Annotated in this window: 10 protein-coding genes; 5 read left to right on the top strand and 5 right to left on the bottom strand. The window is 65.3% G+C overall.

Going from position 1 to position 12,930, the window contains the following annotated elements:
- Window positions 1-115 precede the first annotated feature (115 nt).
- Both CFB82_RS23130 and CFB82_RS23135 read right to left on the bottom strand, forming a co-directional pair.
- A complete protein-coding gene (locus CFB82_RS23130; protein ID WP_089485426.1) occupies window positions 116-448 on the bottom strand; it encodes a cupredoxin domain-containing protein in 333 nt (110 codons plus the stop codon).
- A gap of 25 nt (window positions 449-473) precedes the next feature.
- Window positions 474-1,418, bottom strand: a complete 945-nt coding sequence (locus CFB82_RS23135; RefSeq protein ID WP_089485427.1) for a metallophosphoesterase family protein — start codon at window positions 1,416-1,418, stop codon at window positions 474-476.
- A 255-nt stretch (window positions 1,419-1,673) separates the two neighbouring features.
- Here CFB82_RS23135 and CFB82_RS23140 point away from each other — a divergent pair, with 255 nt between their 5' ends.
- The 3 genes from CFB82_RS23140 to CFB82_RS23150 all read left to right on the top strand — a co-directional run bounded on the left by CFB82_RS23140 (window position 1,674) and on the right by CFB82_RS23150 (window position 6,457).
- Window positions 1,674-3,263, top strand: a complete 1,590-nt coding sequence (locus CFB82_RS23140; protein ID WP_089485428.1) for an inorganic phosphate transporter — start codon at window positions 1,674-1,676, stop codon at window positions 3,261-3,263.
- Window positions 3,264-3,344: 81 nt separating this feature from the next.
- Window positions 3,345-5,099 (top strand): ABC transporter permease, encoded by a 1,755-nt coding sequence (locus tag CFB82_RS23145; RefSeq protein ID WP_089485429.1) that lies wholly within the window; start codon window positions 3,345-3,347, stop codon window positions 5,097-5,099.
- Between the two features lie 11 nt (window positions 5,100-5,110).
- Window positions 5,111-6,457 (top strand): ABC transporter ATP-binding protein, encoded by a 1,347-nt coding sequence (locus CFB82_RS23150; RefSeq protein WP_089485430.1) that lies wholly within the window; start codon window positions 5,111-5,113, stop codon window positions 6,455-6,457.
- 27 nt (window positions 6,458-6,484) lie between these two features.
- Here CFB82_RS23150 and CFB82_RS23155 read toward each other — a convergent pair whose 3' ends face one another.
- Window positions 6,485-7,363, bottom strand: a complete 879-nt coding sequence (locus tag CFB82_RS23155; protein WP_089485431.1) for a MurR/RpiR family transcriptional regulator — start codon at window positions 7,361-7,363, stop codon at window positions 6,485-6,487.
- Between the two features lie 363 nt (window positions 7,364-7,726).
- On the opposite strand from CFB82_RS23155, the gene ggt reads away from it, so the two are divergent.
- Window positions 7,727-9,478 carry a gamma-glutamyltransferase gene (gene ggt / locus CFB82_RS23160; RefSeq protein WP_089485432.1) on the top strand — a complete coding sequence of 584 codons (1,752 nt, stop codon included), beginning with the start codon at window positions 7,727-7,729 and terminating at the stop codon, window positions 9,476-9,478.
- Between the two features lie 231 nt (window positions 9,479-9,709).
- The gene (locus CFB82_RS23165; protein ID WP_089485433.1) at window positions 9,710-11,038 is read left to right on the top strand and encodes a dicarboxylate/amino acid:cation symporter; all 1,329 of its coding nucleotides are present in this window, start codon (window positions 9,710-9,712) and stop codon (window positions 11,036-11,038) included.
- A 29-nt stretch (window positions 11,039-11,067) separates the two neighbouring features.
- Here CFB82_RS23165 and CFB82_RS23170 read toward each other — a convergent pair whose 3' ends face one another.
- Complete coding sequence (locus CFB82_RS23170) at window positions 11,068-11,466, bottom strand: DUF3331 domain-containing protein (RefSeq protein WP_089448026.1); 399 nt, start codon at window positions 11,464-11,466, stop codon at window positions 11,068-11,070.
- A 44-nt stretch (window positions 11,467-11,510) separates the two neighbouring features.
- Window positions 11,511-12,803 (bottom strand): NAD(P)/FAD-dependent oxidoreductase, encoded by a 1,293-nt coding sequence (locus CFB82_RS23175; RefSeq protein WP_089485434.1) that lies wholly within the window; start codon window positions 12,801-12,803, stop codon window positions 11,511-11,513.
- Between the last annotated feature and the right edge of the window lie 127 nt (window positions 12,804-12,930).

The raw sequence follows: 12,930 nt of genomic DNA on the forward strand, positions 1-12,930 counted from the left end.
TTCGATTCAGTTTAGGCGATCGGCGGCGCAGGGCCGCCCGCAGTGCAACGGGCGGCCACGGTTGATTCGGCGGCAGTTGCTTCCGACCCTCGAGCGCGTGTCGTGATGCGCCGCGTCATTCGACCGTGATGGTCTCCTTCATGTACGGGTGAATCCCGCAGAACACCTTGTAGACGCCCGGCTTGTCGAAGCGGAACGCGTACGTCTCGTCCTGGTCGAGCGCCTTCGAATGAAAGATGCCTGCGTCGTTGACGACGGTGTGCGGCTCCGCGTCGAGGTTCTTCCACGTGATCGTCGTGCCGGCCTTGATCGTCGTCGACATCGGCGAAAACATGAAGTTGTGGATCGTCACGAGCGTGCCGTCGGGGCTCTGGGCGAACGCGGTGAGCGGGGCGGTGGCGCACAGGAGCAGCGCCGCGACGAGGCTGGATGGCTTGAGGCGGGTCATGTCGGTCTCCCTTGGGTTCAGTGCGTCAGGCCAGCGTCGCATCGTGCAGCGACGACGCGACCGGATGGCCCGCGAATTCGACGGTCGTCACGCCGAGCATCGACGGCAGCCGGTCGCGCGGCACGGTGAGCGGCACGGGGCCCGGGCCGTTGCCGGCCGTCGGTTGCGGGAACGCGGTGGAGCGCGCGGTGTGGAACGTCACGTTGCCCTCGACCTTCGACACGATCTGGTGGATGTGCCCGTTCAATACGGTGACCGAACCGAAGCGGCGCAGCAGCGCCATCGTCTGCGGCGCGTCGCCGGTGCCCCAGCCCCACGGCTCGTAGATGGTCCACATCGGCATGTGCGAGAACACGACGATCGGCGTGCTCGACGAGCGGCCCTTGAGATCCTGTGCGAGCCACGCGAGCTGGTCGTCGCCGAAGCTGCCGAGCCCGTTCGGCTTGAAGTGCATCACGTTGACGAGGCCGATGAAGTGCACGCCCGCGTGATCGAAGCTGTAATAGCCGCGGTTGTCCGACGCCTTGCCGAACCGGCTGAAATATTCGGCGCCCGAACCGTCGGTGACGTCGTGCTCGCCGGGGACCGTATGCAGTTCCGGCACGCGCAGCGCGGAGAGCAGTTGCGACGCGTGGTCGAACTCCTCGGGCTTGGACAGGTGCGTGATGTCGCCGGTATGGATGGCCAGCGCGGGCATCGCCGGCATGCCGTTGACGAGGTCGATCGTCTGCTTCAGCGTGGCCGATACGTCGGGGTTCGCCTCCTTGTTGAAGCCGATGTGCGTGTCGCTGATCTGCACGAACAGCGGGCGGCCCGCGTTGGCCGGGAGCGCGTCGCCGGTCTGCGCGAGCGCGAGGTCGAACGGCGTCAGGATGCCGCCCGACAGCGTGAACAGCGTGCCGAGGCCGCCGAAGGCCATGCACTGCAGTGCCTTGCGACGCGACGGGTTGGTGGGGGTCGATGAAGACATGTGAGCCTCGCATTCGTGTGACGAAACCGGACGGCCGGATCGTCCTGGAATAAACCGGCGCCTTCGCGTGCCATACCGGCGCAGCGGCAAATTTATTCCCGCAAGTTACAAGGTCGAACGCCCGTGTTTGCGGCTTGCGCGGCGATCCGGGATTCCTGTCGGATGACCTGTCAATGTCTTGTAAGTGACACGTCACATTTGCGTCACGACCGATCGATAGCCTGCCACTCCGAGTCACCTCTCCGGAGCCCCTTCATGCCGAATCTCGCGGCAACGGAAACCAGTGGTGCGGTCAGCAACCGCACGCGGATCATCAGCCTCGCGCTGTTCTTTCTGATCATTGCCTGCGGCATCGTCTACGTCGGTATCCATCTGAGCGCCGACCTCAGTCCCGTCAAGGAAAGCTCGGTCCTCCCGTTTCTGCTGCTGATCGTCGCGCTGCTGATCGCGCTCGGCTTCGAGTTCGTGAACGGCTTCCACGACACCGCGAACGCGGTCGCGACCGTCATCTATACGCACTCGCTCGACCCGCACCTCGCTGTCGTGTGGTCCGGCCTCTGGAACCTGTTCGGCGTGCTCGTGTCGAGCGGCGCGGTTGCGTTCGGCATCCTGCAGTTGCTGCCGGTCGAGCTGATCCTGCAGGTCGGCAGCGGCTCGGGCTTCGCGATGGTGTTCTCGCTGTTGATCGCGGCCGTCACGTGGAACCTCGCGACCTGGTATTTCGGATTGCCGTCGTCGAGTTCGCACACGCTCGTCGGCTCGATCATCGGCGTCGGTTTGATGAACCAGATCGTCAGCGGCCCGTCGGGTACGAGCGGCGTCGACTGGAACCAGGCGCTCGGCGTCGGCAAGGCGCTGCTGTTCTCGCCGCTGATCGGCTTCGTGCTGTCCGCGCTCGTGCTGTTGCTGCTGAAGGCGCTCGTGCGCGTGCCGGCGCTGTACCAGGAGCCGAAGGGCAACAAGCCGCCGCCGTTCTGGATCCGCCTGCTGCTGATCCTCACCTGCACGGGCGTGTCGTTCGCGCACGGCTCGAACGACGGGCAGAAGGGCATGGGGCTGATCATGCTGATCCTGATCGGCGTGATGCCGACCGCGTATGCGCTGAACAAGGCCGTGACGCCCGATCAGACGAGCACGTTCGTCGCGGTGGCGCGCCACGCGTCGACGACGCTCGTCAAATACGTAGACCCGGCCGCACAGACGGCCGACCCGCGCGCCGATGTCGAGGCATACGTCCGCACGCACAAGCTGACGCCGGCGACGATTCCCGCACTGGGCAAGCTCACCGACACCATCGCCGACCAGGTCGCGCAGGCCGGCGGCATCTCGAGCGTGCCGCAGAACCTCGTCGACAACGTGCGCAACAACATGTACGTCGCGTCCGAGGCGATCCGGTTGATGGAGAAGGCGAAGGCGCCGGCGTTCTCGGTCGAGGACGCGAGCGCGCTCGAAGCGTTCAAGAAGCAGATGGACCGCGCGACGAAATTCATCCCGACCTGGGTGAAGGTCGCGGTCGCGATCGCGCTCGGCCTCGGCACGATGGTCGGCTGGAAGCGGATCGTCGTGACGGTCGGCGAGAAGATCGGCAAGTCGCATCTCACCTACGGGCAAGGCGCATCGGCCGAAGCCGTCGCGATGCTGACGATCGGGATGGCCGACGCCTACGGGCTGCCGGTATCGACGACGCACGTGCTCGCGTCGGGCGTGGCCGGCACGATGACGGCCAGCGGCGCGGGCCTGCGCTGGGATACGGTGCGCAACCTCGTGCTCGCGTGGGTGCTGACGCTGCCCGCCTCGATCGCGCTGTCCGCCGCCCTGTACTGGGTGCTGCACGGATTGTTCTGACCCGCGCCGGGGAGCGCGACGTCCGGCCGCGTGTTGCGCGTCCGGTCCCATCGATTTTCAATTCCACACAAGACGCTACCGATGGATATCAGTTTCTTCGATCCGAATCGCACCGCCAACGCGTCCGCGTGGCGCGTGCTGCCCAACCGCTGGGACGTGGTCGCGTTTCCGCTGATCATCGGCATACTCGCGATGGCGATCGTCGGCTTCCACCAGACGATGGCGCCGATCGGCGTGCTGCAGACGCAGAAGATCTCGCTCGATCCGTCGAATTTGCCCGAGTACGCGTTGCGCACCACGCTGAGGATGCTCGCCGCGATGATCGCATCGCTCGTGTTCACGCTCGTTTACGGCACGCTCGCCGCGAAAAGCCGCCGCGCCGGCATGGTGCTGATCCCGGTCCTCGACATCCTGCAGTCGGTGCCGGTGCTCGGCTACATCTCGTTTACCGTCACGTTCTTCCTCGCGCTGTTTCCGGGCCGCGTGCTGGGTGCGGAGCTGGCCGCGATCTTCGCGATCTTCACGAGCCAGGCGTGGAACATGACGTTCAGCTTCTACCAGTCGCTGCGCACGGTGCCGCGCGACCTGAGCGAAGTGTCGCGTGGCTTTCACCTGACGACGTGGCAGCGCTTCTGGAAGCTCGAAGTGCCGTTCTCGATGCCGGGGCTGATCTGGAACATGATGATGTCGATGTCGGGCGGCTGGTTCTTCGTCGTTGCGTCGGAGGCGATCACCGTCGGTAACCAGACCATCACGCTGCCGGGCATCGGCGCATATCTGGCTCAGGCGATCTCCGACAAGAACCTCGGCGCGGTGGGCTGGGTGATCGTCGCGATGTCGGTCGTGATCCTCGCCTATGACCAGTTCCTGTTTCGCCCGCTCGTCGCGTGGGCCGACAAGTTCCGGATGGAGAACACCGCGTCGGGCGATGCGCCGCAATCCTGGCTGCTCGACATGATGCGCCGCACGCACCTGATCCATCAGCTGCTCGTGCCGGCCGGCTGGCTGCTGTCGCAGGCCGCGCGGATTCCGCTGCGCTTTCCGTCGCTGAAAAGCACGCGTGCGCGCGGTGCAGCGTCGCGCGGCTCGTCGCGCATCGGCGACATCGTGTGGGGCGCGTTCGTGATCCTGCTGACGGTGTACGTCGTGTGGCGTGTCGTCACGTTCGTTGCGACCGGCGTGACGATGGGCGAAGTCGGGCACGTTCTCGTGCTCGGTCTCATCACGCTGCTGCGCGTGCTGGTGCTGATCGCGATCGCGTCGGTGGTCTGGGTGCCGCTCGGCGTGCTGATCGGGCTGCGCCCGGCGCTGGCCGAGAAGATCCAGCCGCTCGCGCAGTTCCTCGCCGCGTTCCCGGCGAACCTGCTGTTCCCGGTGTTCGTGATCGTGATCGTCCACTTCCACCTGAACGCTGACATCTGGCTGTCGCCGCTGATCGTGCTCGGCACGCAGTGGTACATCCTGTTCAACGTGATCGCCGGCGCGATGTCCTATCCGAACGACTACAAGGAAGCGACGAAGAACTTCCGCATCCGTGGCTGGCAGTGGTGGCGGCAGGCGATCCTGCCCGGCATCTTCCCGTACTACGTGACGGGTGCCATCACCGCATCGGGCGGCGCGTGGAACGCGAGCATCGTATCCGAGTTCGTGCAGTGGGGCGACACGAAGGTCGTTGCTCACGGCCTGGGTTCGTATATCGCGCAAACCACCGCCGCCGGCGATTTTCCGAAGATCATCCTGGGCATCGCCGTGATGTCCCTGTTCGTTACCCTGTTCAACCGTCTGCTGTGGCGTCCGATGTACGCCTATGCGGAATCCCGGCTCCGTCTCGATTGAGAGTAAGCGCGATGCAAAATTCGACCGTTATCAACGCCCCCGCCAAGACGTCCCAGCCGCTGCAGCCGCCGCGCCTCGGCGACGAAATCCTGCGCGTCGAGCACGTGAACCGCGGCTTCAACAAGACGCAGGGCGAACTGCTCGTGCTCGACGATGCGAACCTGTCGCTGCGCGAAGGCGAGATCGTCGGGCTGCTCGGCCGTTCCGGCTCGGGCAAGTCGACGCTGCTGCGCATCATCGCCGGGCTGATCGAGCCGACCGGCGGTGAAGTGACCTATCTCGGCCAGCCGCTGCGCGGCCCGGCCGAAGGCGTCGCGATGGTGTTCCAGACCTTCGCGCTGTTTCCGTGGCTCACCGTGCTGCAGAACGTGGAAGCCGGCCTCGAGGCGCTCGGCGTCGGCGCACGCGAGCGGCGCGAGCGTGCGCTGGCCGCGATCGACCTGATTGGTCTCGACGGCTTCGAGAACGCGTACCCGCGCGAATTGTCGGGCGGCATGCGCCAGCGCGTGGGTTTTGCGCGCGCGCTCGTCGTCGACCCGACGATCCTGCTGATGGACGAGCCATTCTCCGCGCTCGACGTGCTGACGGCCGGGACGCTGCGTACCGACCTGCTCGATCTGTGGACGCAGGGCCGGATGCCGATCAAGTCGGTGCTGATCGTTACGCACAACATCGAGGAAGCCGTGTTCATGTGCGACCGGATCCTCGTGCTGTCGTCGAACCCGGGCCGCGTGATCGCCGAGATCAAGGTGCCGTTCAAGCATCCGCGCAACCGGCTGGATACCGATTTCCGCAAGCTCGTCGACGACATCTACGCGAAAATGACCGCGCGCCAGACAAACGAGGCGACGAAGAAGGGGCTGGAGCTCGGCAGCTGGATGCCGCGCGTGTCGACCAACCTGATGGCCGGCCTGATCGAGACGCTCGCGATGGCGCCGTATCACGGCCGCGCGGACATGCCGGAAATCGCGCGCACGCTGCATCTGGAAGTCGACGAACTGTTCCCGATCGCCGAAGTGCTGCAGTACCTCGGCTTCGCGGACGTGCGGGAAGGGGACGTGTTCCTGACGCCGCCCGCACGCGTGTTCGCGGAATTCGGCACGCAGGAACGCAAGCTGATGTTCGCGGATCATTTGCTGAAGCACGTGCCGCTTGCTGCGCGTATTCGGAAGGTGTTGAACGAGCGGCCGGGCCATAGGGCGCCGCGCGTGCGGTTCGAGCAGGAGCTGGAGGATTTCCTGTCCGACGAAGCAGCCGAGGAAACGCTTGATGCAGTGATCGACTGGGGGCGTTACGGGGAGGTGTTCTCGTATAACGACAAGACCGAGGTGTTCAGTCTCGAGGATGTCGAGAGCTGACGCCTGCGCCCGAATGGCGAACGATCGTCATTCGGGCAAATCCCGCTGGTTAGTGTCCTGTCCGCCACCGCCGGAATTGAGATGCTCGATCTTCTCCATCCGCTGCCTTGCCATCTCCGGCAACTGGTTCGTCACACCGATCACGAGCGCTTCGGCGAGCGCGAGCGCGGGCACGTTGGTCTGCAGCATCGCGAACGGCTGCCCCTTGATCCGCAGCACGATCTCCGCGAATTCACCGATCGGCGAGTGCCATTCGTCCGTGATCAGCAACACGCGTGTGCCAAGTTGGTGAGCGGCCTGCGCGAACCGAATACTGTCCCGCTGATAACGGCGGAAATCGAAAATGACGAGCACATCGCCAGGCCCCATATCCGCCAACGCAACCGACGCAAGATTCACATTCGGTTCGACATACTGAACATGTGGCCGCGCATAGGTGAGCGTGAACGAAAACAGCGACGCGAGCGGTGCGGTGTAACGCCCGCCACCGCAAAAGACACGCACATCCGGATTGGCCAGCAGCGCCACCGCGGCGTCGAACGCCGCCGCATCGAGCCCTTCGATCGTGGTCGCCAGCGACTCGGACAGCCGCTGGAAAATTGCCGAATGACTGTCGCGCATGCCCGCGGGCGAGTGGAACGCATCCATCCGCGCGAGCGGCGAATTCATCGCCGTGTCGATCTCGCCATACAGCGCCTGCTGGAACGACGAGTAATTCGGAAAACCGATCCGGACGACGAAGCGAAACACGGTCGGGTCGCTCACTTCCGCCTGTTTGGCAAAGCTTGCAATCGGCCCGAGCCCGAGGCTCGGGTAGCGATCCAGCAACGCCTGCGCGACCTTCTGTTCCGACGGCGTAAAGCTATCCATCTGGGATAGCAGCAACGCCCTGATGCTCGTCCCCATCGGGCACTCCAACTCTCGTATCTGAATGACAAACGGCAGACGGGTGTCTGCCGGCGACTCCACGCATGTTAGCCGATCGACGTCAGGCAGACCGTGCACGCTCCGAAATTAGAGGGACGCATCGCACGGTGGACCGGCTCATCCAGCATTGTAATGAAACAAACATTGGCAAATGACCCATTCCGCGGATATTCGCTCTTTGTTCAGTGGTAACCCTAGGTTTTAGCGTAAAAAAGTGAGTGCTATGATCGCGGCCTCGCTGGAATGTATTGTTTATTACATTATCGGTTGACGCGTCGACATACCCCGATGCGGCGTCGCGTTCCGGCATGCCACGGTTTTTTTTGTCTGGAGGATCCCGTCATGAGGCGGCTCGTAGTACTCACCCTGTTGTCGGCCATGAGCGTGTGCGCGTTCGCCGCATCGGACCCCGCGGTCGAAGCGAAGAACGGCATGGTCGTTTCCTCGCAGCACTTCGCGTCGCAAATCGGCGTCGACATCCTGAAGGAAGGCGGCAACGCGGTGGACGCCGCAGTGGCGGTCGGCTACGCGCAGGCCGTGACCAACCCGTGCTGCGGCAACATCGGCGGCGGCGGTTTCATGACCGTCCACCTGGCCGACGGCCGCGACCGCTTCATCAATTTCCGAGAAACCGCACCGGCTGCGGCTTCCGCGAACATGTATCTCGATGCGAAGGGCAACGTCATTCCGGACGACAGCCTGTACGGCTATCGCGCGGTCGGCGTGCCGGGCACGGTCGCGGGCCTCGATCTCGCGCAGCGCAAGTACGGCAAGCTGACGCGCAAGCAGGTCATGGCGCCGGCGATCCGGCTCGCGCGCGACGGCTTCGTGCTGACGCGTGGCGATACGGACATCCTCGACACGACGATCGACCGCTTCAAGAAGGACCCGGATGCGGCCCGCATCTTCCTGCGGCCGGACGGCTCGCCGCTGCAGCCGGGCGATCGCCTGGTGCAGAAGGACCTGGCGCGCACGCTCGAACGTATCGCGGAGCAGGGCCCCGACGCGTTCTATCACGGCGAGATCCCGAAGATCGTCGAGGCCGCGGCCAAGAAGGGCGGCGGCCTGATCACGGCGGCCGATTTCGCATCGTACCGTGCGCAGGACATGGCGCCGCTGACGTGCACGTATCGCGGCTACGAGTTCGTGTCGGCCCCGCCGCCGAGCTCGGGTGGCGTGACGATGTGCGAGACGCTGAACATCCTCGAAGGGTATGACATGCGCAAGCTTGGCTACCATTCGGCCGCGGCGGTTCACTACATGACCGAAGCGATGCGCCATGCGTATGAAGACCGCAACACGCTGCTCGGCGACCCGAACTTCATCGACAACCCGGTCGCGAAGCTGACGAGCAAGGAATACGCGGCGCAGATCCGCAAGAGCATCCATTCGGATACGGCGACGCCGTCGGTCGACGTGCAGCCGGGCGTCGGCGTGCACGAGAAGCCGGAGACGACCCACTATTCGATCATCGACAAGGACGGCAACGCGGTGTCGACGACCTATACGGTCAACGGCCGCTTCGGCGCCGTGGTCATCGCGCCGGGCACGGGCTTCTTCCTGAACGACGAGATGGACGACTTCACCGTGAAGGTCGGCGCGCAGAACCTGTTCGGTCTCGTGCAGGGCACGCGCAACTCGATCGCGCCGGGCAAGCGTCCGCTGTCGTCGATGGCGCCGACCATCGTGAAGAAGGACGGCAAGGTGTTCATGGTGGTCGGCTCGCCGGGCGGCTCGCGCATCATCACGATCACGCTGCAGACGGTGCTGAACGTGATCGACTACGGGATGACGCCGCAGGATGCGGTCACCGCGCCGCGCATCCACCACCAGTGGCTGCCCGACGAGGTCTATTACGAAACCTACGGCCTGTCGCCCGACACGCTCGCGATCCTGCGCAACATGGGCTACAAGATGGTCGAGCAGACGCCGTGGGGCGCCGCCGAGCTGATCATGGTTGGCCTGGCGGGCACCGAAGCGGCGAGCCGCCAGAGTTCCGGGAACGATTCGTCCGTGTCCGGGAACGTGCGGGTCGGCTTCATCTACGGCTACAACGACCCGCGCCGTCCGGCCGGCTCGGCAATCGGTTACTGACCTGATCCGACCTGATCGCTTCAGCTGAATCGCTGCCCGCAACGGCGTTCGCCTTCGCGCGAATGCCGTCGCAACGGCAGTACGTCAGGTCGCGGCGATCCGCGAGCCTGACCGGCGCAGGCACCCGTGCCCGATATACCGGGCACGACCGGCTCGCCACGCGCGCGCCCCGGCACGGCACGGGAGCGCGCCTTTCATCCGTCAACTTCTTCCCGTGCGTCCAATTCCGATATGAACAAACGAATGTCCGCGGCAGGCTGGATCCTGCTCGCGATGGCGGCCGGCATCCTGATCGGCTACATGATCTTTACGCAGCTGCCTGACAAACAGTCGGCGGCGGAAATCGCCGGCTACATCTCGCTGGTGTCCGACGTGTTCCTGCGGCTGATCAAGATGGTGATCGGCCCGCTGGTGTTCTCGACGCTGGTCGTCGGCATCGCGCACATGGGCGACGCGTCGTCGGTGGGCCGCGTGTTCGTGAAAGCGCTCGGCTGGTTCGTCACCGCGTCGCTGATCTCGCTGCTGCTCGGCCTGCTGATGGCGAACCTGCTGCGCCCCGGTGAGAATCTCGGGTTGCCGCTGCCGGATATCGGCGCGTCCGCGCATCTCGCGACGTCCAAGTTCACGCTGAAGGATTTCGTCGGCCACATGGTGCCGAAGTCGATCGCCGAGGCGATGGCGAACAACGAGATCCTGCAGATCGTCGTGTTCTCGATGTTCTTCGGCGTGGCGCTCGCGTCGCTCGGCGAACGCGGCAAGATCCTCGTCGCGGCGATCGACCAGCTCGCGCACGTGATGCTGAAGATCACCGGCTACGTGATGAAGCTTGCGCCGCTCGCGGTGCTGGCGGCGATGGCGTCGACCGTCGCGATCAACGGCCTGTCGATCCTGCTGAAGTTCGCGGTGTTCATGGGCGACTTCTACCTGAGCCTGTTCCTGCTGTGGGGCACGCTGGTCGTGGCCGGCCTGTTGTTCCTCGGCCGCCGCGTGTTCAAGCTGCTGGTGCTGATCAAGGAAGCGTTCATGCTGTCGTTCGCGACCGCGAGCTCGGAAGCCGCGTATCCGAAGATCCTCGATGCGCTCGACCGTTTCGGCGTGCGCCGCAAGATCTCGAGCTTCGTGATGCCGATGGGGTATTCGTTCAACCTCGACGGCTCGATGATGTACTGCACGTTCGCGTCGCTGTTCATCGCGCAGGCCTACGGCATACACCTGTCGCTCGGCACGCAGGTCACGATGCTGCTGATCCTGATGCTGACGTCGAAAGGCATGGCCGGCGTGCCGCGCGCGTCGCTCGTCGTGATCGCCGCGACGCTGCACCAGTTCAACATCCCGGAAGCCGGGCTGCTGCTGATTCTGGGCGTCGATACGTTCCTCGACATGGGCCGTTCGGCCACGAACGCGGTGGGCAACTCGATCGCCAGCGCAGTGGTCGCGAAATGGGAAGGCGAGCTGATGCCGGAAGCCGAAGCCGAAGCGAATGCGGCGCGGCTGGATGCGGAAGCCGAAGCACGCATGAACGAGGCGGTTCGCGATACGGATCGCGTCACCCCTGCCTGAAGCGGGACCCCGGGTCGAATCCCGGGCTTTCAGGCCGCCTCGGCGGGGCGGGCCGCGTCGATGCACGCGGCCAGCACCATCGCGGCGGCGTTGCCCGGCGTCGAGCCGAGCAATTGCGGCGCATAGACGCTGTCGCCGATCTCGATCGGCTGCCCCGACAGCGCGCACACGCCGCGCTTGCGCGTGGTGAACAGCCGCCACTTCTGATAACCGTAGTGCCCGGTGCACGCGTCGCGCCATGAAATCATCACGGTGTCGGCCGTGGGCCGCTCGAGCACGCTGATGGACGGCTTGCTCGTCGCGTCCCACGACGGCAGCCGGTCGCGCGTGACGCTGCGCCGCCGCGGCACGCCCCACGAGACGGACGGCATGTCGAAGCTGCTGATCGCTGCGACGGTCATGAGCCAGGGCGCTAAACGGTTGTTCATGTCAGTTTTCCTCGAAACGTTATGCAACACCGCCACGCGCGGTATCACGAGAGCCGGATGCGCGGCTGCACGCAGCCGTTGATCCGTTCGGCGATCCACAGCAGGGTCGCCTTGGAGAAGCCGTGCAGCGCCTGCTGGTGCCGCCGGTACAGCATCAGGTGGCTGAACTGCGCGAAACGCCCCTGGATGAAGCCGCCGCGAAAGAACCCGAACTGCCCGAGCGTGCCGAACGCGTCGTAGTCGCTGATCGACACGAGCGCGCCGAAATCGTGGAACGCGAACGGCGGAATCGGCGTGCCGTCGAGCCATGCGGGCAGGTGCTTCGCGAGGTGCTCGGCCTGCTGGGTCGCGACTTGCGCGGTGGGCGGCAGCGGCCGTTCGTGGCCGTCGGGCAGCAGGCTCGCGCAGTCGCCGATCGCGAACACGTGCTCGTCTCCCGTGGCCTGCAGCGTCGGCCCGACGACGATCTGGTTCGCGCGATTCGTGTCGAGCCCGTCGAGCGCCTGCATGAAATCGGGCGCCTTCACACCGGCCGCCCACACCATCAGGTCCGCTTCCGCAAACGAACCGTCGCCGTAGTGAAAGCCGTTTGCGTCGGCCGACGTGACGCGGGTGGACGTCAGCACATGAAAGCCGATCTGTTCGAGCCGCCGCTGCGCCGATGCGGAAATCCGCGGCGGAAACGCGGCGAGGATGCGCGGGCCGCTCTCGAGCAGCGTGAGCTGCAGCCGCTCGCGCACCGTCGCGTCGCCGTACGCCTGTGCCACTTCCAGCAAGCGGCTCAGCTCCGCCGCGAGTTCCACGCCGGTCGCGCCCGCGCCGACGATCGCGACGCGGAACGGCTCGTCGCGCGCGATGCTGCGAAACACGCGCACCCGCAACGCCTCGTTGAAGGTCTCGGCCTGCTTCTGGCTGTCGATGAAATAGCAGTGCTCGCGCACGCCCGGCACGCCGAAATCGTTGGCCTGGCTGCCGAGCGCGAGGATCAGCACGTCGTATTCGAGTTCGCGCGCCTCGAGCACGAGTTCGCCGTCCTGCGAGCGGATCTCGCCGAGCTGCACGCGGCGGCGCGCGCGATCGAGCCCCGTCAGTTCGCCGGGCTGGTACGAATAGCCATGATCACGCGCATGGGCGAGGAAGATCACCTGCTGCTGCTGCACGTCGCGCGTACCGGCCGCGATCGTGTGCAGCATCGGCTTCCAGATGTGGGTCGGGCTGCGGTCGACGACGGTCACCTGGGCGCGCCCGGACCGGCCGAGGCGTTCGCCCAGGCGGGTGGCAAGCTGCAGTCCGGCGATCCCGCCGCCGACGATGACGATGCGTGTAGGGGTTGTCATGGATAAATCATCACGTGATGAATAAGGTATGATCCTAGCGCTTCCCGGCTTCGCGTGTCAACGGAGCGGGGCAGGTCACCCGGTGTTCGGCGTCGCTCGAGCGGGGCCGGAACAGGGGTACTCGAAT

Source organism: Burkholderia sp. HI2714 (assembly GCF_002223085.1).
Classification (GTDB): domain Bacteria; phylum Pseudomonadota; class Gammaproteobacteria; order Burkholderiales; family Burkholderiaceae; genus Burkholderia; species Burkholderia lata_D.

Excerpts from the sequence above, each read along its gene's own strand:
- CFB82_RS23130 (WP_089485426.1), bottom strand. The coding sequence starts at position 448 with ATGACCCGCCTCAAGCCATCCAGCCTCGTCGCGGCGCTGCTCCTGTGC.
- CFB82_RS23135 (WP_089485427.1), bottom strand. The coding sequence starts at position 1,418 with ATGTCTTCATCGACCCCCACCAACCCGTCGCGTCGCAAGGCACTGCAG.
- CFB82_RS23140 (WP_089485428.1), top strand. The coding sequence starts at position 1,674 with ATGCCGAATCTCGCGGCAACGGAAACCAGTGGTGCGGTCAGCAACCGC.
- CFB82_RS23145 (WP_089485429.1), top strand. The coding sequence starts at position 3,345 with ATGGATATCAGTTTCTTCGATCCGAATCGCACCGCCAACGCGTCCGCG.
- CFB82_RS23150 (WP_089485430.1), top strand. The coding sequence starts at position 5,111 with ATGCAAAATTCGACCGTTATCAACGCCCCCGCCAAGACGTCCCAGCCG.
- CFB82_RS23155 (WP_089485431.1), bottom strand. The coding sequence starts at position 7,363 with ATGGGGACGAGCATCAGGGCGTTGCTGCTATCCCAGATGGATAGCTTT.
- ggt (WP_089485432.1), top strand. The coding sequence starts at position 7,727 with ATGAGGCGGCTCGTAGTACTCACCCTGTTGTCGGCCATGAGCGTGTGC.
- CFB82_RS23165 (WP_089485433.1), top strand. The coding sequence starts at position 9,710 with ATGAACAAACGAATGTCCGCGGCAGGCTGGATCCTGCTCGCGATGGCG.
- CFB82_RS23170 (WP_089448026.1), bottom strand. The coding sequence starts at position 11,466 with ATGAACAACCGTTTAGCGCCCTGGCTCATGACCGTCGCAGCGATCAGC.
- CFB82_RS23175 (WP_089485434.1), bottom strand. The coding sequence starts at position 12,803 with ATGACAACCCCTACACGCATCGTCATCGTCGGCGGCGGGATCGCCGGA.